19 protein-coding genes and 1 tRNA gene are annotated in these 21673 nt (G+C 59.3%); 13 read left to right on the forward strand and 7 right to left on the reverse strand.

The genetic code is table 11. The annotated features are described in order from the left end of the window. Positions 1-62 precede the first annotated feature (62 nt). Both PL640_RS01600 and PL640_RS01605 read right to left on the reverse strand, forming a co-directional pair. Positions 63-671 (reverse strand): EF-hand domain-containing protein, encoded by a 609-nt coding sequence (locus tag PL640_RS01600; protein ID WP_142840942.1) that lies wholly within the window; start codon positions 669-671, stop codon positions 63-65. 117 nt (positions 672-788) lie between these two features. After that, positions 789-1502, reverse strand: a complete 714-nt coding sequence (locus PL640_RS01605) for a pyrimidine 5'-nucleotidase (protein WP_269700123.1) — start codon at positions 1500-1502, stop codon at positions 789-791. A gap of 105 nt (positions 1503-1607) precedes the next feature. On the opposite strand from PL640_RS01605, the gene PL640_RS01610 reads away from it, so the two are divergent. Beyond that, a complete protein-coding gene (locus PL640_RS01610; RefSeq protein WP_052820275.1) occupies positions 1608-2525 on the forward strand; it encodes a DMT family transporter in 918 nt (305 codons plus the stop codon). A gap of 48 nt (positions 2526-2573) precedes the next feature. Here the strand turns inward: PL640_RS01610 and argB are convergent, their stop codons facing one another. After that, positions 2574-3458: an acetylglutamate kinase gene (gene argB / locus PL640_RS01615; RefSeq protein ID WP_052820274.1), complete on the reverse strand. Its 885-nt coding sequence runs from the start codon at positions 3456-3458 to the stop codon at positions 2574-2576. 357 nt (positions 3459-3815) lie between these two features. On the opposite strand from argB, the gene PL640_RS01620 reads away from it, so the two are divergent. After that, positions 3816-4193: a hypothetical protein gene (locus PL640_RS01620; protein ID WP_271360618.1), complete on the forward strand. Its 378-nt coding sequence runs from the start codon at positions 3816-3818 to the stop codon at positions 4191-4193. Between the two features lie 19 nt (positions 4194-4212). On the opposite strand, the gene yihA is transcribed toward PL640_RS01620, so the two are convergent. The 4 genes from yihA to rpmH are packed head-to-tail and all read right to left on the reverse strand — an operon-like array spanning position 4213 to position 7222. After that, complete coding sequence (gene yihA, locus PL640_RS01625; RefSeq protein ID WP_271360619.1) at positions 4213-4866, reverse strand: ribosome biogenesis GTP-binding protein YihA/YsxC; 654 nt, start codon at positions 4864-4866, stop codon at positions 4213-4215. Beyond that, positions 4863-6665: a membrane protein insertase YidC gene (gene yidC, locus PL640_RS01630; RefSeq protein WP_271360620.1), complete on the reverse strand. Its 1803-nt coding sequence runs from the start codon at positions 6663-6665 to the stop codon at positions 4863-4865. The genes yihA and yidC overlap by 4 nt, the downstream gene beginning before the upstream one ends. Beyond that, entirely contained in the window at positions 6665-7048 is a 384-nt protein-coding gene (rnpA, locus tag PL640_RS01635; RefSeq protein WP_271360621.1) for a ribonuclease P protein component, read from the reverse strand. The genes yidC and rnpA overlap by 1 nt, the downstream gene beginning before the upstream one ends. Positions 7049-7084: 36 nt before the next feature. Further along, positions 7085-7222 carry a 50S ribosomal protein L34 gene (gene rpmH, locus PL640_RS01640; RefSeq protein ID WP_003493611.1) on the reverse strand — a complete coding sequence of 46 codons (138 nt, stop codon included), beginning with the start codon at positions 7220-7222 and terminating at the stop codon, positions 7085-7087. 352 nt (positions 7223-7574) lie between these two features. Here rpmH and PL640_RS01645 point away from each other — a divergent pair, with 352 nt between their 5' ends. The 11 genes from PL640_RS01645 to PL640_RS01695 all read left to right on the forward strand — a co-directional run bounded on the left by PL640_RS01645 (position 7575) and on the right by PL640_RS01695 (position 21667). Next, positions 7575-9602, forward strand: coding sequence for a methyl-accepting chemotaxis protein (locus PL640_RS01645; RefSeq protein WP_271360622.1), 2028 nt, complete (start codon positions 7575-7577; stop codon positions 9600-9602). 251 nt (positions 9603-9853) lie between these two features. Continuing rightward, positions 9854-11272, forward strand: coding sequence for a sensor histidine kinase (locus PL640_RS01650; protein ID WP_271361431.1), 1419 nt, complete (start codon positions 9854-9856; stop codon positions 11270-11272). Positions 11273-11489: 217 nt separating this feature from the next. Beyond that, positions 11490-11566 (forward strand) — tRNA-Arg (locus PL640_RS01655). A 535-nt stretch (positions 11567-12101) separates the two neighbouring features. Continuing rightward, on the forward strand, positions 12102-13247 hold the full coding sequence (locus tag PL640_RS01660) for an ABC transporter ATP-binding protein (protein WP_271360623.1): 1146 nt from the start codon (positions 12102-12104) through the stop codon (positions 13245-13247). Beyond that, complete coding sequence (locus PL640_RS01665) at positions 13244-14170, forward strand: carbohydrate ABC transporter permease (RefSeq protein WP_271360624.1); 927 nt, start codon at positions 13244-13246, stop codon at positions 14168-14170. The genes PL640_RS01660 and PL640_RS01665 overlap by 4 nt, the downstream gene beginning before the upstream one ends. Continuing rightward, positions 14170-14991 (forward strand): carbohydrate ABC transporter permease, encoded by an 822-nt coding sequence (locus tag PL640_RS01670; protein WP_142840961.1) that lies wholly within the window; start codon positions 14170-14172, stop codon positions 14989-14991. The genes PL640_RS01665 and PL640_RS01670 overlap by 1 nt, the downstream gene beginning before the upstream one ends. A gap of 44 nt (positions 14992-15035) precedes the next feature. After that, positions 15036-16328, forward strand: coding sequence for an ABC transporter substrate-binding protein (locus PL640_RS01675; RefSeq protein ID WP_046799372.1), 1293 nt, complete (start codon positions 15036-15038; stop codon positions 16326-16328). Between the two features lie 66 nt (positions 16329-16394). Next, entirely contained in the window at positions 16395-17195 is an 801-nt protein-coding gene (locus PL640_RS01680) for a phosphodiesterase (RefSeq protein WP_271360625.1), read from the forward strand. 299 nt (positions 17196-17494) lie between these two features. Then, positions 17495-18988: an acetyl-CoA hydrolase/transferase family protein gene (locus tag PL640_RS01685; protein WP_142840963.1), complete on the forward strand. Its 1494-nt coding sequence runs from the start codon at positions 17495-17497 to the stop codon at positions 18986-18988. A 191-nt stretch (positions 18989-19179) separates the two neighbouring features. Continuing rightward, positions 19180-20502, forward strand: coding sequence for an alpha/beta hydrolase (locus PL640_RS01690; protein WP_110755605.1), 1323 nt, complete (start codon positions 19180-19182; stop codon positions 20500-20502). A 127-nt stretch (positions 20503-20629) separates the two neighbouring features. Then, a complete protein-coding gene (locus PL640_RS01695) occupies positions 20630-21667 on the forward strand; it encodes a 4-hydroxyproline epimerase (protein ID WP_271360626.1) in 1038 nt (345 codons plus the stop codon). Positions 21668-21673: the final 6 nt, after the last annotated feature.

A 21673-nucleotide genomic window follows, 5' to 3' on the forward strand; every position in this document is an offset into this window, starting at 1 on the left:
GTTTTCCGTCTGGAGATGCGAAGAAAAAGCCCGCTTTTGAGCGGGCTTTTTCCTTGATGGATTTAAAGGAACGGGCGGTCCGGCATATCGTCGATCGAGATGACGCCGTCCTTGTTCTTGTCCAGCCGCTCGAACATTTTCTCGCCGGCTGCGGTGAATTCGGCCTTGCTGACCTGACCGTTCTCGTCGGTATCGGCCCAGCGGAGCATGCCGAGGCCCGCACCCTTGCCGCCATGCTTGCCCCAGCCCTGATGACCGGAACGGCCGCCATGCTCGCGTTCGGCATGTCTTTCGGCGCGCTTGCCCTCCGGGCCTTTGCCGTCTTCGGCTTTGGCGTCCTCACGCTCGGGGCGCGGATTGGCGGCGCGGAAAGCTTCCATTTTCGCCTGGCGATATTCGCGCATTTCCTTCGGCGTGATCGAACCGTCCTTATCCTTGTCGATCTCGGTGAAAAGCGCGTCCTGTCGTGCTGCGAATTCTTCCTTCGAAATCTTGCCGTCCTTGTTGGTATCGGCAACCTTCAGGAGGTGAATGAAGGCAGCTTCCTGGCGGATCGGCATGCGATCCTTATGGCCTTTGCCGGGCGCGGCGAAACTTGCCGTTGCGGCCGTGCTGAGCACAAGGGCTGCGCCAAGAGCAGAGAGGGCGATTTTTCGTGTGGTCATCGTCATTACCTTTCTTTGGTGTCCCTGAAGAAAAGATAGTGACCTCTATCGAGCCTCACCACTTAAACATCGGTAAGGTGGATGAAGCTTCGGTAATGTTGCGGCGCAACTCGGCTATGGCGCTCAGCCGGCAATGGTTTTCGTCAGGAAGCCGGTCAGATTGTCGGTGATGTAGTCGATATGCGCGTCGGTCTCGACGGGAATTTCCCAGCGCTCCATTATGACACCCTCGAGATTGGAGGGAACGAGCAGCACGGTTTTCATGCCAAGCGCCTTGGGGGCCGCAAGATTGCGTGGCAGGTCTTCGAACATGGCTGCTTTTTTTGTGTCGAGTTTCGCAAGCGCTGCGAACTTCTCATAGGTCGCGCTGGCCGGCTTCGGCAGGTAACCGGCAGCGACGATATCGAAGATATCCTCGAACTGATCGAGAATGCCAAGCGCGCCGGCGGCCGCCTGCGCATGCTTGACGCTGCCATTGGTCAGAATGAACTTGCGGCCCGGCAGCGCCTTGATCGCTTCGCCGAGTTCCGGATGGGGTTTCAGCGCCGAATAATCGATGGCATGGGCGCGTTCCAGAAACTCGTCCGGGCTGATGCCGTAATTGATCATCAGCCCCTGAAGCGTTGTGCCATGGTCATGGTAATAACGCTTCTGCAGCACACGAGCCTCTTCCGGGTCGAGCTTTAAAAGCTCCGCAACATAGGCCGTCATGTTGCGGTCGATCTGGGAAAACAGATTGACGTGATGCGGATAGAGTGTGTTGTCGAGATCGAAGACCCATTCGCTCACATGGGCGAAATCGGCGGCATCGGGCAGGTTTTTCGGCTTTGTGTCCATGGCCTGCTTTATGCCCGTTTCGAATGCCGAAGAAAATCGAAAAGACGACGATTGGCAAGAAAATCGGGCTTGGCTGGGGCCTGCAGCGCATGATACCGCCAAACCATGGAACTCTGGATAGGCATAACCTTTGCAAGCGCGTTCTTGCAGAACCTGCGCTCGACCCTGCAAAAGCACCTCAAGGGCATGATGGGCACCACGGGCGCAACCTTCGTGCGCTTCGTGTTCGGCATGCCCTTTGCTCTTGCCTATCTCGCCTTTCTGCATTTCGGGCTCGGCCGGCCGCTGCCGGTGCCGAATATGTCTTTTGCCGTATGGGCGACCGTAGGAGCCATGGCGCAGATCGCCGCGACCTTCCTGCTGGTACACCTGTTTTCCTTCCGCAACTTTGCGGTCGGCACGGCCTATTCCCGCACCGAACCCGCGCAGGCGGCGCTGTTTGCGCTCATTTTCATCGGTGAAAGCGTCAATGGCGGCACATTGGCGGCCATTGCGGTTTCGGTCGCCGGCGTCATGCTGATTTCGGTGGCGCGCACGGAAGTCACACCTGCCTCCATTCTCACCTCCATCTTCAGCCGGACAGCCGGTATAGGTCTCGCCTCTGGTGCGTTCTTCGGCCTGTCCTCGGTTGCCTATCGGTCGGCATCGCTAGCGCTCGCGCCCAGCCTGCCAACGCCGGATGCGGTGGTGCAGGCGGGCTACACCCTTGTCATCGTCATCGTGATGCAGACAGTATCGATGTTCCTGTGGATCGTCTGGCGGCAGAGAGATGAGTTGCGGCGTATCGCAAAGGCGTGGAAACCGTCGCTTGCGGTCGGTTTCGTCGGTGCCACGGCATCGTTCGGCTGGTTTACGGCGATGACCTTGCAGCAGGCCGCCGTGGTCAAGGCGCTGGCACAGGTGGAGATGCTGTTTGCCTTCGCCTCCACCGTGCTGTTCTTCAAGGAGAAGATCAACAGGCTCGAACTTTCCGGCTGCCTGTTAATTGTCGTCGGAGTCTTGTCGCTTCTGGTGTTCGGCTGAAACGTCGTCTGTGGCGGACAGGCTGGCCGTCCGCCACATTAAATCGCATCAGGGCACGATCAGCGTACCGGCGCCTTCCGTGAAGATTTCCAGAAGCACGGAATGCGGGGTCTTGCCGTTGAGGATCACAACACCCTGCACGCCAGCCTTTATGGCCTCGATGCAGGTCTCGACCTTCGGGATCATGCCGCCGGAAATCGTGCCATCCTTGATGAGCGCGCGTGCCTGGGAAACCGTCAGTTCCTTGATGAGTTCCTTGTTGCGATCAAGAACGCCCGGCACGTCGGTCAGGAACAGCAGGCGTGTGGCGTTCAGCGCGCCGGCAATGGCGCCGGCAAAGGTGTCGGCGTTGATGTTGTAGGTGGCGCCATCGCGGCCGGGAGCGACGGGGGCGATGACCGGGATCATCTCGGACTTGGCGAGCAGGTCGAGCAATGTGCGGTCGACTTCCACGACTTCACCGACGAAACCGAGATCGAGAACACGTTCGATATTGCTGTCGGGATCGATGACGGTCTTCTTCGCCTTTTCGGCGAAGACCATGTTGCCGTCCTTGCCGCAAAGACCGATCGCCCATTCGCCTGTCTGGTTGATGAGTGCGACGATTTCCTTGTTGATCGAACCGGCCAGAACCATTTCGACGATCTCGACCGTCTTGGCGTCGGTGACACGAAGGCCGCCCTCGAATTTCGATTCGATGCCCATCTTCGTCAGCATTGCGCCGATCTGCGGGCCGCCGCCATGGACGACGATGGGGTTGATGCCGGACTGCTTCAACAGGGCGATATCTTCCGCGAAAGCCTTGCCGAGTGTCGAATCCCCCATGGCGTGACCACCATATTTTACGACGATGGTCTTGTTCTCATATTTCTGCATGAAGGGCAGAGCCTGTGCAAGCAGCCGCGCCTGAGTTTCGCTTTCGGAAGAAGTCATGGAAAAACCTCGGTCTGTGGTTGCGGCCCAAAAAAGCCTTTCATCGCTCTACAGCATCGGTGCAGAAATCGGAATCGATTTTTGCAGTGCAGGATGCATGGATCGGCCATGCCGGCACGTTTGCAGGGACAGGCGGATGTCTGCTTTTGACGAATGAAATAACCTCCGGGCCTTATTGTGTCGATGCCTGGTAAAATTCCGCTTTTGGGCGGCGCAAAGCGCGTAATAAGATTGACATAAAGCACCAATCGGACCAGCCTTGTTTGCGGCAGGGGAGGGGTTATTCAGCAGGGCGACAGGGATGTGTCGCGCATCGCGAAACGATGCTGCCTGGACGACCGAGGAGTTTGAAGACCTATGACGGCACCGGATCGAGACAAGCAAAGCGGTTTGCGGGACGAAGTGCTCGCTGGCGAATATGTGCTGGGTGCCCTGCCGCCGGAAAGCATGGCGGAGCTTGCCAAACGCGTCAAACGCGACCGCCAGTTTGCTGCCATGGTCAGGCGCTGGCGGGATAATCTGGCTGAAACCGAATACCGGGAAAACGCGACCGTCGCTGCATTGCTTGAAAGGGATCCAACCCGGTCAGGCCTGCCTTTCAAAAGTCAGCCTCTGCGCAATGGCAGCATGTTCGCCGCCATGCTTCTGGAGGTCTGGCATTCGGTGCGTTTCTGGCGGCTTCTGGCATTGACGGCGATGCTGTGGACCGCCGTTCTGCTTTTTACCATCGCCTGAAGATAAGGGCGGAAGCCTCTTACAGTGAGACGGTTCTGACGATCTCGGCGCGCAGGCTGTCCAGCCCGAAGGATTTTTCCGACGACGTGGCGAGAACTTCCGGATAGGCCGCAGGACGCTTGCGGATTTTCTCCAGCGTTTCGTTGATCAACCGGGGAACACCGACGTCCTTGATCTTGTCCGTCTTCGTCAGCACGACCTGATAGGAAACGGCCGCCTTGTCGAGCAGGCTCAGAACCTCTTCATCGTTCTTCTTAATGCCATGGCGGGAATCGATCAGCACGTAAACGCGCTTCAGCGTCGCGCGGCCACGGAGATAATCGAAGACGAGCTTCGTCCAGGCGTCGACATGGTCCTTGGGTGCCTGCGCATAACCGTAACCGGGCATGTCAACCAGCGCCATCGGCGGCAGGTCACCCGGCTCGCCGGAATAACCTTCCGGAACGAAATAGTTCAGTTCCTGCGTGCGGCCGGGCGTGTTGGAGGTGCGGGCAAGTCCCTTGTGGCCCACCAATGCATTGATGAGCGAGGACTTGCCGACATTCGAACGTCCGGCAAAAGCAATCTCCGGCGGGCCTTCGGGCGGCAGGAATTTCATCGCGGGAACGCCGCGAATGAATATCCAGGGTCGCCCGAAAAGGGGCTTTTCGGTTGCCGGGCCGGTGTCACTCATTTCGATTGCACCGGCTTTCGTTTGAACAGCCCTTTGAGATTATCGAACAGTTCGATCTTGGCACCGTGACGCTTCATGATGAGGGCCTGCTGCGAGATCGACAGGGTGTTGTTCCAAGCCCAGTAGATGACCAGACCAGCCGGGAAGGAAGCCAGCATGAAGGTGAAGATCAGCGGCATCCAGGTGAAGATCATCGCCTGTGTCGGATCGGGCGGCGTCGGGTTCATGCGCATCTGCAGGAACATGGTGATGCCCATGATCAACGGCCATACGCCGATCATCAGGAAGTGCGGCACGTCGTAGGGCAGAAGGCCGAACAGGTTGAACAGCGACGTCGGATCGGGCGCGGAAAGGTCGTGGATCCAGCCGAAGAACGGTGCATGCCGCATTTCGATGGTGACGTAGATGACCTTGTAGAGCGCAAAGAAGACGGGGATCTGCAGCAGCATCGGCCAGCAGCCGGCCACCGGATTGATCTTCTCTTCCTTGTAGAGCTGCATCATCGCCTGCTGCATGGCCATGCGGTCATCGCCGTGCTTGGCCTTCAGCTCTTCCATCTTCGGCTGTACGCGCTTCATGTTCGCCATGGAAGCATACTGCTTGCTGGCGAGCGGGAAGAAGAGCGCCTTGACCACGATGGTGGTGAGCAGGATCGCCACGCCGAAATTGCCGAAATAACGGAAGAAGAAATCCATCATTTTGAACATCGGCTTGGTGATGAAGTAAAACCAGCCCCAGTCGATCAGCAGGTCGAACTTCGGAATGGAATATTCGGTCTCATAACGGTCAACCAGCGGCACTTCCTTGGCGCCGGCGAAGACGAGGCTCTTCAGCTCGATGGACTGGCCGGGTTCGACCGTTATCGTGTCGCTCTTGAAATCGGCCTGATAGCTCGGCTGATTGCCCGTGATATGCGAATAGCGGGTTTCAAACGGCGTCGTCTGCGGCGGAACGATGGCCGCGGCCCAGTATTTGTCGGTGATGCCGAGCCAGCCGCCGGTCGCCTTGGCAACCGTTACCGGCGCCTCTTCAACGTCCTTGTATTTCTCTTCCGTCAGGCTGCCGTCTTTGCCGGAGACACCGAGAAAGCCCTCATGAATAACGAAGACGGGCGGGATCGCCGGCTTGTTGTTGCGCGTCACGCGGCCGTAGGTGGCGAAGGAAATAGCCGTCTGACCGGGGTTCTCGACTTTGTCTGCGACCGAGATCATGTAATGCGGGTCGATCGACACCGTACGGGAGAAAACGACGCCCTTTTCGTTGGTATAGGTGAGCGTGACGGGTGTGGTTTCCGTCAGCTTGTCGCCGCTGGCAAGCGTCCAGACCGTGGTCGGGCCGGGAACGCCACCGACTTCGGCAGCGCCAACATAACCAAGCTCGGTGAAGTAACCGTCCTTGGTGTCGGAGGGCGAAAACAGCGTGATGATCGGGCTCGAGTCATCGACGGTCTCATGGTAGCCCTTGAGCCGGATGTCATCGAAGCGGGCGCCGGTCAGGTTGATCGAACCGGCGATGGCGTTGGTATCGATTGCGACGCGCTGGGTCTTGGCGATCGCTTCTTCCCGGGTCGCCGTGGCGGCGGCCTGCGTGGAGGATGCGGGCGGCGCGCCTTCCACGGTTGCGCCGGGTGCGGCACCGGGTGCAGGCTGTTGCTGCTGCGTCGTCTGCTGCTGCGCCTGGCGGGCCTCTTCGGCGCGGCGCTGCTGCTCGATGCGCGGATTCATGTAAAGGAATTGCCAGGCGAGGACGATGACAACCGAAAGGGCTATCGCGATGAAGTAATTGCGGTTCTTTTCCATCATTCTTTCCTGGAGCGGGTCTCCTGGGACCGTTTCGGTTTCGCCGTTCCTTCAATGCGCTCGGTAAGGAGAGACTGAAGTTTCGGGAAGGCCGTACTAAGCACGTCCCTGCGGGCGACAATCACATAGTCATGACCGGGCTTCATTGCGACCCCGACAGAAAGCCTGACGGCTTCCTTGAGACGGCGGCGCATGCGATTTCGCTCGACCGCGTTGCCTTGTTTTTTTGTTACGGTAAAACCGACCCGTGGCTCGGTTTCCGGGGTCTTCCGATCAAGCACTTCCAGAAGAAAGGTGCCTCCCCGTCGTTTTTCCCCTGCCTGAACGGCAAGAAACTCCGACCGGTTTTTAAGCCGGCCGGGGTGTTTTTTAGTCTCGCTCATGTGCCCGCGACTTTCATCGGGCCACACGCTCGGCAATTAAGCCGACAGACGTGCGCGGCCGCGCGCACGGCGGGCTGCGAGAACCTTGCGGCCGCCAGCAGTAGCCATGCGGGCACGGAAACCATGACGACGCTTGCGAACAAGCTTGGACGGTTGGTAGGTACGCTTCGACATTTATTTAATACCGCGGTGTGCGGCCCTTCTTGAATTTGCAATTATTTGCAAGAGCGTTTCGTTTTTTGCACGGCTAACCCCGCCTGGGCGAGCTTTCAATGGCCGAGCGTGCGCGGCTTATAAGGGCATAGGCCGAACAAAGTCAATTGCCGAAGGGGTTTTCGCGGTTCACCTTTTGCGGAAAACGCACCGCCATCTCCTTCGCCGACTGTCGGTAGAGATTGATTCCAACGCGCAATCGATAAAATCCGAAATTCTTTCTTAACGCAGCATTGATAAATGTTGTGATGCGAAAAGTTATGCCAGCTTCCTGTTTTTCATCATGCGGCTGGCTTGTGTTGGGGGAACGAAATTGAGAATTCGCGGTCGTATCAATCTTCTTGTCGGGCTGATGAGCCTCGTGGCCTGTACCATCGGTGGACTGTCCATCTATGCGGTCAGCGAATTCCGGGTGCGTACGGTCGCATATGAAAAGGCCGCGGAGCGCGCCTATAAGGGCGAGGCGCTCAACCGGTTGGTCACCGCGGTCGTAATGGAGGCGCGTGGCGTATATGCCGCCCCCGATATAACAAAGGCCGCACCCTTCGCGGATGGCATCGTCAAGAACCTCGACGCCATGGAAAAGCTGATCGGCACATGGACCCCTCTCGTTCCGGCGGAACAGAAGGCGGCCTTTGATAACCTCGCCAGCCGCTTCAAGGAATTCAAGGCGTTCCGCCTGGAAACCGCGCGGCTTGCCCGCGAGGCCAGCCCACAGGCGGCCAACCTGCAGGGCAACAACGATGCGAACCGGGCCAACCGCAAGGCCTATCAGGCGGAAATCGATGCCGTCGTCAAGAATGACATTGACGAACTTGAGGCCGTCGAAGCCGGCATCGATGGTTTTGTAACAACGACATTCTGGCTGGTCATCATCGTCACCGGCAGCGGCATATTGGCCGGCGCGGCCTTCGGTCTTTATATCGGTACGCGACAGCTGAGTGCGCCCATCCGCAGTGTTTCGGAAGTGATGAACGCCGTGGCGGACGGAAATCTGGACGCGGATGTGCCCTATCTTGGCCGTAACGATGAAATCGGTGAAATGGCCGCAGCCGTTGAAGTCTTCAAGAAGAACGGCCTCGAAATGCGCCGCATGAACGCGCAGGAAACTGCCATGCGCGCCAAGAGCGACGATCTTCAGGCCGGCATGGCCATCGTCGTCGATGCGGCTGCGGGAGGCGATTTCAGCCGCCGCATCAACAAGGATTACGGCGACGAAAACCTCAACCGTTTCGCTGCAACGATCAACGCGCTGCTCACCGGCGTCGACAATGGCGTCTCCGAGACCAGCCGTGTCATCGAAGGTCTGGCGCGCGGTGACCTGACGGAGAAGATGGACGGTGAGTTCCGCGGCGTGTTTGCCGAACTTCAGGCCAACGTCAACGAGACGCTATCCAAGTTGCGCGAAACGATGCACGAGGTGCGTAGCAGCACGGAAGGCATCAGCGGCAACGCAAACGAGTTGCGCTCTGCGGCCGACGACCTGTCGAAGCGGACGGAACAGCAGGCCGCAGCGCTGGAAGAGACCTCCGCCGCTCTGGACGAGATTACTGCCGTTGTTCGCAATTCCACCGATCGTGCGCAGGAAGCCAGCACCATGGTGGCCGAGACCAAGCAGAAGACGGAAGAATCCGCCAATGTCGTGCGCGATGCCGTCTCCGCCATGGATCGCATCGAGCACGCTTCGCGTGAAATCAGCCAGATCATCAACGTCATTGACGAGATCGCTTTCCAGACCAACCTTCTGGCGCTGAATGCGGGCGTCGAAGCCGCCCGCGCCGGCGAGGCGGGCAAGGGCTTCGCCGTCGTCGCCCAGGAAGTGCGCGAACTGGCGCAGCGTTCTGCAACCGCCGCAAAGGACATCAAGGCGCTGATCACCAAATCCGGCCAGGAAGTGGGACGCGGTGTATCGCTGGTGCAGAAAACCGGCAGCGCCTTGAACGAGATCGAGACCCGTGTTCTCGCGATCAATGACCACATCCATTCGATTGCCACGGCGGCGCGGGAACAGTCCACCGGCTTGCACGAGGTCAACACGGCGATCAACCAGATGGACCAGGTGACGCAGCGCAATGCCGCCATGGTGGAAGAAACTTCGGCCGCAACCCACAAGCTCAGCAATGAAGCGGGACATCTCGTGACCCTTGTGTCGCGCTTCAAGGTCGGCGCTGAGGATGCTCCGCTCCGCACCCGGATCGAGCAGCCGATGCGGCCTGTGGCGGTATCCGGCAGAGCGGCAGCTGTAGCCTCTCCGGCCCGCAAATTGATGAACAGCGTCAGCCGCGCCCTCAATGCGCAGCCGGCCGCCGCGCCGGCGCATGGCGACTGGCAGGAATTCTGAGAACGCCGGTCTGCGGTTTCCCGTAAGACCCGCTACAGTTAGAACGCCGCCTTCGGGCGGCGTTTGTTTTTTGCGACGATGAAAACGTTTATTTTGCAGTGCATTGGAAAAATCTCAGTTAGGTCCTATTATCATGCGTGCATATAAACCGAGCCGTTCAACCGAAGCGGCGGCGCGCATAGGATCAGGGCCAGGTGTTATCTAAAGGCGTAGACAGCTTGGACCGCACGGAGGACAATCCGGTGCACTGCATGCCGGGGTTGACCGCTGGTCTTTCGGGACGCCTGCTGTTGCTCACGGTCATTTTCGTGATGATCGCCGAAGTGCTGATCTTTGTGCCTTCCGTCGCAAATATGCGTCTTTCATGGCTGCGGGACCGCCTGAACACGGCGGCTGCCGCCGGCGCTGTGATCGACGGCCTGCAGGCCGAATTGCCACGAAGCGTGCAGAATGACACGCTGATGGCAACCGGGGCAAAGCTGATTGCGCTTCGCAAGGACGGTACGTCGCGCTTGCTGGCGGTGGCGGAAACGCCGCCCGGGGTGGACGAGCAATATGATCTTTCTGATGTTTCGCAGCTGGCAGCGGTTCGCGATGCGTTTTCCACATTGCTGTTCGGCGGCAACCGCGTCATCCGCGTTTTCGATGTCGTCGGCGACAGTGACACCATCATCGAGTTGGTGCTCGGCGAATACAAGCTGCGGGCCGCCATGCTCGCCTATGCCCGCAATGTGTTCCTGATCTCCATCGTCCTGTCACTCGTCACCGCCGGCCTCATCTTTATCTCCATCAACCGCATCATGATCCGGCCCATACGTCGGCTGACGCTCGGCATGCAGCATTTCTCGGAAGATCCGGGCAATCCGGAGCGTATCTTCGTGCCGGAAGAAGGCACCGACGAATTGTCGGTTGCTGGCCGTCACCTCGCCGACATGCAGACGGAATTGCAGAAAACGCTCAGGCAACAGAAGAACCTGGTCGATCTCGGCCTCGCCGTTTCCAAGATCAACCATGACATGCGCAATATCCTCTCATCCGCGCAGCTCATGTCTGACCGCCTGGTGGATGCCAAGGACCCGATGGTCCGCAGTTTCGCTCCGAAACTGCTGCGCACCATTGATCGCGCCGTGGCCTATACGGGTGAAGTTCTGGCCTATGGGCAGGCAACGGAGGGTGCGCCGAAACGCAAGACGGTTCATTTGAGCCTTCTGGTTCGGGATGTACGCGATATTCTGGCGCTCGAGCCGGAGAGCGGCATCGAGTTTCATGACAGCGTGCCCACCGATCTGACTGTCGACGCGGATGCCGAGCAACTGTTCCGGGTGATCCACAATCTCTGTCGCAACGCCGTTCAGGCCCTGCAATCGGATGCGACAAATGCCGCGCCGCGACATCTGTCCATTGCCGCTCAAAGGGCCGGTAGTGTCGTCAGCATCGTCATCGACGACAACGGACCGGGAATGCCACGTAAAGCAAAAGAGAACCTGTTCTCCGCTTTCCGTGGGTCGGCCCGCTCCGGCGGCACCGGCCTCGGTCTCGTCATTGCCCGCGAACTGGTGCTTGCCCATGGCGGCACCATAGCGCTTGTCGAGAAGCCCGGCCCGGGCACGCAGTTCCGCATCGAGATCGCTGACCGCGCCGCCACTGTGCAGGCGGCCAGAACCGCCTGAAAATCTCCTCAGTCAACGACCCTCAGCCATCGGCGCGCCCGCTGGAAAAAGGGCAGTGTGCGCCGCTGCAAAAACGGTCCCTATGGAATTTCGTTTATAATCAATGGCATAAATGAATTGCTGCGGAAAAATGACAATTTCGAAACGAAATCGCTTGCAATCGGAATGAGGACGTTTTAGAGGATCGCCACGCCACCGGAAACGACCGGAACGGCACGCACCCGTAGCTCAGCTGGATAGAGCACCAGACTACGAATCTGGGGGTCAGGAGTTCGAATCTCTTCGGGTGCGCCATTTCTCTTCCCACAAAACTATCGACAAGACCTAAGCCAATCGTTGCTGTGGCGCGGCCTTACCCGCATAGTTTGGCCCGCATGCGCTCCCCATCCTGTATCGGCGACGAGGCTCGGTGAGCCCAACAAATTCCGAATCACTCGCGAAGTCTTTGGCCCACCAGTGGCCCAGAGTAAAAGTCTTGTTGGAAGCGAACGCAGTTTGCGGGTTCAATCTCGATAAAATACGACTGCGTCGCCTCTGCGATTGAGGCGCGGCATGGCAGCGGCGAGATTTCAGCCAAAATTCGGGCGCTTGTGATTCTCGCCATAGCTTTAGGAACTGCACACTCCGAGGCGGTTTTAAGCCGAAAAACGCCAGCTTTGCGTATTTGGGAATAAACCCCTAAATATTAGTGGTTTTGGTGAAAGCCTGTACTACAAGGCCTGGCGGCGAGCCGGGTTTGCCGGGCTTTTTGATGTCACCGAACTTTCCGCAAACCTTCGTCATATTGTCATACAATATAAGCATATGCGCTTCAGAAAAGGAGCGCAGAATGACGCCACAATCACTTGAGCTTTCAGGAATCGGCAAAGGCTTCGGGGCTGACGATGTTCTGAAAGAGATCGATCTCTCCATCCGTCCCGGAGAGTTTTTGTCCCTCGTCGGCATGTCTGGCTGCGGCAAGTCCACGCTGCTGCGCATCATTGCCGGGCTGGAAACGCCGGATCGCGGTTCGGTGTCGATCGGCGGGCAGGACGTGACGGAGATCGATCCGAGCGATCGCAATCTGGCGATGGTTTTCCAGTCCTACGCGCTTTACCCCCATATGAATGTCCGCCAGAACATCGCGACGCCGCTGCGCATGCGGCGTCTGCCGTTTGCCGCCCGCCTGCCGCTGATCGGCCGCATGATGGCGCCGGCCGAAACGTTGCGCGAGATCGACGCCGCCGTTGAACAGGCGGCCGAGACCCTGCAGATCGCGCATCTGCTGGATCGCAGGCCGGCGCAGCTTTCCGGTGGCCAGCGCCAGCGCGTGGCGCTCGCCCGGGCGCTGGTGCGCTCACCTGCCGCATTTCTGATGGACGAGCCGCTTTCCAACCTCGATGCCAAGCTGCGCGCCCATATGCGCGAGGAGCTTGCCGGGCTGCATCGGCGGCTGGGTGCAACCTTCATCTACGTCACCCACGACCAGATCGAAGCCATGACCATGTCAGACCGCATCGCGTTGATGTCGGAAGGCCGCATCGAGCAGCTCGGTACGCCGGATGAGCTTTACCGGAAGCCTGCAACGCTGACCGTCGCGCGCTTCATCGGCACGCCTTCCATCAACCTGCTGCCGGTCGAAATCGATACACTCGGCAAGATCAGCGCTTTCGGTCGTGATCTGGGCATCGACACCGTAGCTCGCGACGCCGGCCCGGCCACCCTTGGCCTGCGCGCCGAAGATCTGCGTCCGGGTGCCGAAGGTTTTGCCGTGCGGGTGGTCCGCAGCGAAACCCACGGGGCGGATCGCTTCGTCAGCTGCCGTCTTCTCAGCGACGAGACGGTTGCGATCACCCTGCGTCAGGGTGCGGGCGAAGCGCTGGAGGCCGATGCGCATGGCGTGCTGAATCTCGGTTTTACTCCGGAACGCGCTCATCTTTTTGCCGCCGATGGCCTGCGCCGCAAGACGACGGTGCGTGAGCGGGTGCCGGCATGACGGTTGTAGATGCTTCCACGATTGTGCGTGCCAAATCCCGTCCACGCCTGTCGAAGGCAGACCGGCGGATGATCTGGCGCGGCCTGATGTTCGCCGCCCCGGCAAGCCTGCTGCTTCTGGCCATCTATATTGTTCCGATGCTGGTTCTCGCCGGTTTTTCCGTTACGGATTACCAACTCGGCGCGCTCTCCACGCGCTTCGTCGGTCTCGGCAACTTCGTCAAGGCGTTTCAGGATCCGGTGTTCCTGCGCGCTTTGACGAATACCGCCATCTACGCGGTCATCGTCATTCCCTTTGGCGTGTTTCTGGCGCTTGGCGTGGCCCTGCTCGTTTATAATCGCAAGCGCAGCCGCGCCTTCTGGGAAGTCGCCTATTTTCTGCCCGTCACGGCAACGCTCGTCGCCATGGCAACCGTGTGGCAATTCCTGCTGCACCCCTCGCTCGGCCCGGTGAATGCCGCGATCAAATGGCTGGGTTTCGAACCGGTCGCTTTCCTTTCCAATCCCGTCCTTCTCATTCCCACCATGGCGCTGATCGGAATCTGGCAGGTTCTGGGCTTCAACATGGTGCTGTTCCTTGCCGGCCTTACTGCCATTTCGAAGGATCTGCATGAGGCAGCGCGGCTGGACGGTGCAAAGAACCCCATAGACCGGTTCCTGACGGTGACATGGCCGATGCTTGGGCCGACGACCATGTTCGTGGTAGTCACCACCTCCATCTCGGCCTTCAAGGTATTCGAGACGGTCGCCGTGCTGACCAAGGGCCGCTTCGGTTCGGAAACCCTGCTGTTTGATCTTTATCTTGAGGGTTTCGAATATTCCAACACCGGTTATGCGGCGGCGCTGACCATTATCTTCCTCGCGATCGTGCTGGTCCTGTCGATAGGCCAGACGCTGCATATGGACCGGAAGGTGCATTACTGATGGCCGCTCTCCGCAAATATTTCCCGCATCTGGTGCTGGCGCTCGGCGCATTCGTGATGCTCTTGCCGTTCTACTGGATGATGCTGACGTCGATCCGCTCACCGGCGGAAATATTCAACGTCTCGCTCTGGCCGATTCCCGAAAAATTCGACGCGGTGGAAAACTATGCCCGGGCGGCGGGGCAGGTACCGATGGCACGTTTCATGCTGAATGGCGTCATCGTCTGCGTCGGCATCCTTATTGTTCAGGTGCTGACCTCGGTTCCGGCGGCCTATGCGCTGGCGAAGCTCCGGTTTCCGGGCCGCAAGCTGCTCCTGGGCCTCGTCATCGCCGCACTCTGCGTTCCCATCCAGGCGCTGGCGCTGCCGCTTTTCGTCGGGCTGGCGAAAACGCAGCTCCTCAACACCTATTTCGCGATGATGATGCCGTTCTTCCTCTCGGTCTTCGCCATCTTCCTGTTCAACCAGTCCTTCCGCAGCTACCCGGATGAAATCATCGAGGCGGCACGCATGGATGGTTTTTCGGAAATGGAAATTTGCTGGGGGCTCGTCCTGCGCGGCTCACTGCCTTCGCTCGCCGCTTTCTCGGTCTTCTCGCTCGTTGCCCACTGGAACGACCTTTATTGGCCGATGATCGTGGTCTCCGATACCAATCTCGCCCCGCCGCCGCTTGGCATGATGTTCTTTGCCGATGTTGAATCCGGCGCGAACTACGGCGCGCTGATGGCGGGCGCCACACTGATTACCGCGCCGATGGTGCTGTGCTTCCTCCTCGCACGCCGCCATTTCATCGCCGGTATTACCATGACCGGCGTCAAGTGACGCCGTTCACACTCCTCCTCCTCCCAACCTCTCTGGAGACTGATATGAAACTCAACCGACGCGCTGTGGTAAGCGGTCTGGCCCTCGGCATGGCTTTTGCAGGCCTTGCACAGCCGGCTCTGGCCAATGAAATCACGCTCAACGTTCTCTACAACCTGCCTGGCTTCACCAAGTTCCATCAGCCGCTGGCCGATGAATTCATGAAGAAGAACCCGGATGTGAAGATCAACTTCCTCGCCCCGGCCGCAGGCTACAATGAAGGCCAGCAGCAAGTTCTGCGCTCTGCCGTCACGGGCAACCTGCCTGATGTCTATTTCTCGGGTTACAACCTGACGGCGGAACTGGTTCACACGCTCGCACCGCGCAACCAGATCACCGATCTCGGCCCGTTCATCCAGGCTGAAGGCGGTCAGGCGTTCCTCGACAAGAACTACAGCCCGAAGATGGCCGCTCTCGGCCAGATCGACGGCAAGCAATACGGCCTGCCGGTCAACGCTTCCTCGCCGATCATCTATATCAACGCCGACCTCGTCACCAAGGCTGGCGGCGACCCGGACAAGATGCCGACTACCTTCCCGGAGCTCATCGCTCTCGCCAAGAAGATCAAGGCTCTCGATGCCAAGTTTGCCGGCATGAGCTACGACATCAACGGCTGGCCGGATGACTGGTTGTGGCAGGCGCTGGTGTTCGAACAGGGTGGCAAGCTCGTTGACGAAAAGACCAAGACCGTTGCCTTCGACAATGAGATCGGCCTCAACGCCCTGAAGATGGCTCGCCAGTTCGTTACCGAAGGTGGTCAGAACCTGCTCGACTGGGATCAGTCCCGCCAGCAGTTCGGTGCAGGCCTCACCGGCTTCATCTTCTCGACCCCGGCCCACGTTCAGACGATCCAGGGCCTGGTTGGCGACCGCTTCAAGCTGAAGACGGCAACCTTCCCGCTCGACAACAAGGAAAAGGGCGGCGTGCCGACCGGCGGCAACTCTGCCGTTATCCTGACGCAGGAAAAAGCCAAGCAGGACGCTGCCTGGAAATATCTGAAGTGGATCACCGGTCCGGAAGCGCAGAACACCATCGTTCGCATCACCGGCTACCTGCCGACCAACAAGCTGGCAACCGGCCCGGACTTCCTCGCTCCCTATTATGTCGAGAACCCGAATGTGAAGACCGCTTCGCTTCAGGCTGACCGTTCGCTGCCATGGGCCGGTTATCCGGGTGGTGATTCCGTCCGCATCTGGCGCACCCAGCGCGACATCATCGGCACCGTCATGCGCGGTGAAGTGACGCCGGAAGCCGGTCTCAAGCAGGTTGTCGAGCAGACCAACGCCCTGCTGAAATAAGCAAAACCATCGAGAAGGCTGCGGGGAAATCCGTTCCCGCAGCCATTTTGTGCAGAAAGACCTGTTATGAAGATCATCCAGATCACCGACACCCATCTCGTCCCCCCCGGCATCGCTGTAAACGGCGTCGATCCGGAAAAGCAGCTGCGCGCGGCGGTGGCCGATATTGTCGAAAAACATGCCGACGCCGATCTTCTTGTCATGACAGGCGATCTCTGCAATTACGGCGAGCCGGAAGCCTACGAACTGCTGCGCGATATTCTCGCGCCCGTCTCTGTGCCCGTGCGGCTGATGCTTGGCAACCACGACCGGCGTCCGGAATTCGTGGCAGCTTTCCCGGAGCAGCCGCGCGACGATAATGGCTATATCCAGTCTTTCATCGATACGGACTTCGGCCGACTGCTGTTTTTAGACAGCCACGAAGCCGATGTCATCGGCGGCAGGTATGGCGCGGATCGCCTGGCATGGCTGGAGAGTGCGCTGGAAAGCGCGGGCGATCTACCGGTGACGGTGTTCATTCACCACCCGCCGATGGATTGCGGCATCCGCCATTTCGAACATATTGGCATGCATGATGATGGCGCCATCATGCGCCACCTCGCGGCCCACCCGGCCGGTGTGCGTCATATCATTTTTGGCCATATCCATGTGCCTATGGCCGGCACGACGGCCGAAGGCATAGCCTACAGCTCCGGTCAGGCCTGCGCGCATCGTTTCATCACCGATATCGATGTTCTCGATCCGCTGTGGACGGGTGGCAACCCCTGTTACCGGGTCATTACAATGGGTGCATTCGGTCTGCGCGCTTATGATGCCGAAGTGGGGCAGGTTGTGTTTGGTCAGGCCCCCATCTGCGAAGGCCCCTGATCGCGGGTGATTTTTGGCGATAGGACGGGGCGGTCGCCTGCCTCATCCTGTTTCGCCGCCGATACGATGCTGCGGAAGGCTCGCCGGTTGGCGAGGCTGCGATGTCGCGAAGACCCCGCAGCCTGTAGCGCCGATGCACCACTTGCGGTTTGTCGCGCAAGATTTGATGGGCTAAGGCCATAGTCCCGGCCGCACCCTTGATCTATGTCAGTTTCATCGATGAAACTGCACGCCATAGTCGCCCAAGAGGTGGCCAGCTTGATGACGTGCCATCGTGAGTGCAGATCATGGAGAAGTGCATGCTTGAAAAGCGTATCCGCAACGCGTCCCTCTTGAACCGGATTGTCAGCGCAGAAGAGGCCGCCAGTCTCATTCAGGATGGCATGACTGTCGGCATGAGCGGTTTTACGCGCGCTGGTGAAGCCAAGGCCGTGCCGCTGGCGCTGGCCGAGCGCGCCAAGTCGCATCCCATGAAGATCACCCTGATGACCGGTGCTTCCCTCGGCAACGATCTCGACAAGACCATGGTCGAGGCCGGCATGCTGGCGCGGCGCATGCCGTTCCAGTCCGATCCTGCTTTGCGCAAGGCAATCAACGACGGCAAGGTGATGTTCATCGATCAGCATCTTTCCGAAACGGTGGAGCAGTTGCGCGGCGGTCAGATCCACGGCGTCGATGTTGCCATTGTCGAGGCCGTGGCAATCACGGCGGAAGGCGGTATCGTCCCCACCACCTCGGTCGGTAACTCCGCAAGCTTCGCCATTCTGGCCGATAAGGTCATCGTTGAGATCAACTTGTCGCAGCCCGAAGTGCTGGAGGGGCTGCACGACATCTTCATTCCCGCCAAACGCCCGACCCGCATGCCCATTCCTGTCGTGGCGACGGACAGCCGTGTCGGCCTGCCATTCATTCCGGTCCCGCCGGAAAAGATCGCCGCCATCGTGCTGAGCGACAAAAGCGACAGCTTTTCGACGGTGCTGCCGCCGGATGACGAAACCAAGGCGATTGCCGGCCATCTCACCGAATTCCTGCTGAACGAGGTTCGTCATGGCCGCATGACCCACGAACTCCAGCCACTCCAGGCCGGCATCGGCACCATTGCCAATGCGGTGATGCATGGTTTCATCGATACGCCGTTTCATGATCTCAAAATGTATTCGGAAGTCCTGCAGGATTCGACCTTCGAGCTTTTCGATGCGGGCAAGCTCACCTTCGCCTCCGGTTCGTCGATCACGCTCTCCTCCGCCATGAATGAACGGGTCATGCCGCGGCTGGCAGACTACAAGAGCCGGCTGATCCTTCGCCCGCAGGAAGTCAGCAACCATCCGGAAGTCATCCGCCGCCTCGGCATCATCGGCATCAACACGGCGCTGGAATTCGATATTTATGGCAACGTCAATTCCACCCATGTCGGCGGAACGCATATGATGAACGGCATTGGCGGCTCGGGGGATTTCGCCCGTAACGCCTATATGTCGATCTTCGTCACCAAGTCGATTGCCAAGGGTGGGGCCATCTCCAGCGTCGTTCCGATGGTCAGCCATGTCGACCACACCGAACATGATGTCGATATTCTCGTCACCGAAACCGGGCTGGCTGACCTGCGCGGTCTCGCTCCGCGCGAGCGAGCGGCCGTTATCATCGCAAACTGCGTGCATCCCAGTTATCGCGATGCGCTGACGGATTATTTCCAGCGTGCGGCGGCACGAGGCGGGCACACACCACATCTCATCGAAGAGGCGCTGTCATGGCATAATGCGCTTCGGGAGAGAGGAACGATGTTGCCGCAGTAATAGGTCCCACGCTTTTACCGGCTGCCGAGTTTCCGGCCTGTCGGCCGGCAATTGGGTCTGTTTGGACACACCGGGGCGGAAAGTGTCCGATGCTCCGCTTTGGTTGCTGGCGCGGCAGTTCCGCCTCCGGTAGAAAATTCTCTCCCCCTGGCTGCTATCCGGCTGCCTCTGGGTTGTAGGAGAGTGATGTGATGCCCATTCGCTTCGTGGCCGTAATTGCGATTGTCGCCCTGCTTGCAGGCTGCGGTGGGCGTCCTATCGGGGTCATGACGCCGACAGGGCAGACCGTGGCGGGCACGACGCCGGTCAATCTTCTGGTTGCCACCACGCGTGCGCCATCGGAAAACACCGCCGTGTTATTCGGCGGTGAGCGTGGAACGGGCCTGAAGGTCGATGCTGTCACCATTTCCATTCCACCCAATGCCAACCGCAAGGTTGGGCAGGTGCAATGGCCGAAAAAACTGCCGCCGAACCCGCTGAAGGATTTCACTACCGTGGCGGTGGAGCCTATTCGTTCTGAAGCCGAAACCAGAAGCTGGATCGGTAAACATATCGCGAAGGACCGCCGCGTGCTGGTCTTCGTGCATGGTTTCAACAATCGCTACGAAGAATCCGTTTATCGCTTCGCCCAGATCGTCCATGATTCAGGCACGGATGTTGTGCCCGTCGTCTTCACCTGGCCGTCACGGGCAAGCATTTTCGACTATAATTACGACAAGGAAAGCACCAACTATTCCCGCGATGCGCTTGAAGAGATGCTGACACGCCTGGCCAAGGACAAGTCCATCGGCGAGGTCACGGTCATGGCGCATTCCATGGGCACCTGGCTTGCGGTGGAAGCGCTGCGCCAGATGGCCATCCGCAACGGCCGGGTCGATCCAAAGATCAGCAATGTCATTCTTGCCGCGCCGGATCTCGATGTGGACGTCTTCAGCCGGCAATTTGCAAGTCTTGGCAAGACGCCGCCGAAATTCACCCTTTTCGTCTCGCAGGATGACCGCGCACTCAGCCTGTCGCGCCGCATCTCCGGCAATGTCGACCGCCTTGGCCAGATCGATCCATCCGTCGAGCCTTATAGCAGCCAGCTGGAAAAGGCCGGCATCACCGTTCTCGATCTCACCAAGCTGCAATCCGGTGATCGCCTGAACCACGGTAAGTTTGCCGAAAGCCCCGAGGTCGTCCGCCTGATCGGTGATCGCCTCATCGCTGGCCAGACGGTGACGGATTCCGATGTCGGTCTGGGTGAGGCGCTTGGCGCGGTCAGCATCGGCGCTGCGCAAACCGTCGGAACGGCGGCCAGCGTGGTGGTCAGCGCACCGATTGCAGTCTTTGATCCGCGCACGCGGGAAAATTACGGCCGGCAGGTGGAACGCCTCGGGCGCTCCATGGAGAATACGGTCGGATCGGTGGGCGATACGGCCGGTTCCGTGGTGGATGATCAGGCGCTGCAGTCGTCAAGGGTGAACTGCGACGCCGCCGCCAATCGAAACCGGGCGGAATGCCGTAACCGCTAAACTACAATGCGTGTGGGGGTGGCGAAAACGCCAAGTGTTTTTGTCATCACGCTCCGCAGATTTGTATACAGCTTGTATTTTTATCTGTATGGTTGGGCGAACAACCCAACTTCCGGAGTAAGACCCCATGCGTTGGAAACGCACCCTCCAGCTTCTCGATGTCCATTGCGAAGGCGAAATCGGCCGTGTCGTCACCGGCGGCGCGCCGAAAATCCCAGGCAACACGGTTGCTGAACAGCTTCACTGGATGAATACGGACCCGCAGGGGGAAGCACTGCGCCGCTTCCTGACGCTTGAACCGCGCGGTACGCCGATGGGGTCGGTCAATCTTCTCCTGCCACCGAAGCATCCGGATGCGCACGCCGCTTTCGTCATTCTCCAGCCAGATCAGGCGCATGCCAGCTCCGGCTCCAATTCCATCTGTGCCACCACGGCACTGCTGGAAAGCGGCATGGTGGAGATGCGGGAACCGGAAACCGTCATCATTCTGGAAACGGCCGCCGGCCTCGTCAAAGCGACGGCCACCTGCCATGACGGGCGCTGCGAAAAGGTCAAGCTGACCATGGTGCCGTCCTTCGTGCATGAGCTGGATGTCAGCATCGACACGCCTGAATGGGGCAGGGTGACGATGGACATTTCCTACGGCGGCATTTTTTACGCACTCGTTGATGTTCGCCAGATCGGTCTCACCATCGAGAAGGCCAATGCCGCGAAACTCGTTGCCGCCGGCATGACCCTGAAAGACCTCGTCAACCGTGAAATGACGGTCGTTCATCCGGAAATCCCCGCCATATCAGGCGTTGCCTATGTCATGTTCCGCGATGTGGATGCCGATGGTTCCATCCACACCTGCACCACCATGTGGCCGGGCCGGGCGGATCGCTCCCCCTGTGGCACCGGCAATTCCGCCAATCTCGCCACGCTTTATGCGCGCGGCAAGGTGAAAGTGGGAGACGAATATAAATCCCGCTCGATCATCGGTTCGGAATTCGATGTCGGCCTTTCCGCCGTCACCGAAGTGGCGGGTCGTCCGGCCGTCATTCCCACCATTGCCGGGCGCGGCTTCACCTTCGGTCTGCACCAGGTGGGTCTCGATCCTTTCGACCCGTTGGCGGATGGTTTCGCCATGACCGATGTCTGGGGTCCGGAAGCGGGCAACATCTGAGACACG

The sequence above is a fragment of the Agrobacterium sp. ST15.16.024 genome, from assembly GCF_027956545.1.
Classification (GTDB): Bacteria; Pseudomonadota; Alphaproteobacteria; order Rhizobiales; family Rhizobiaceae; genus Agrobacterium; species Agrobacterium cucumeris.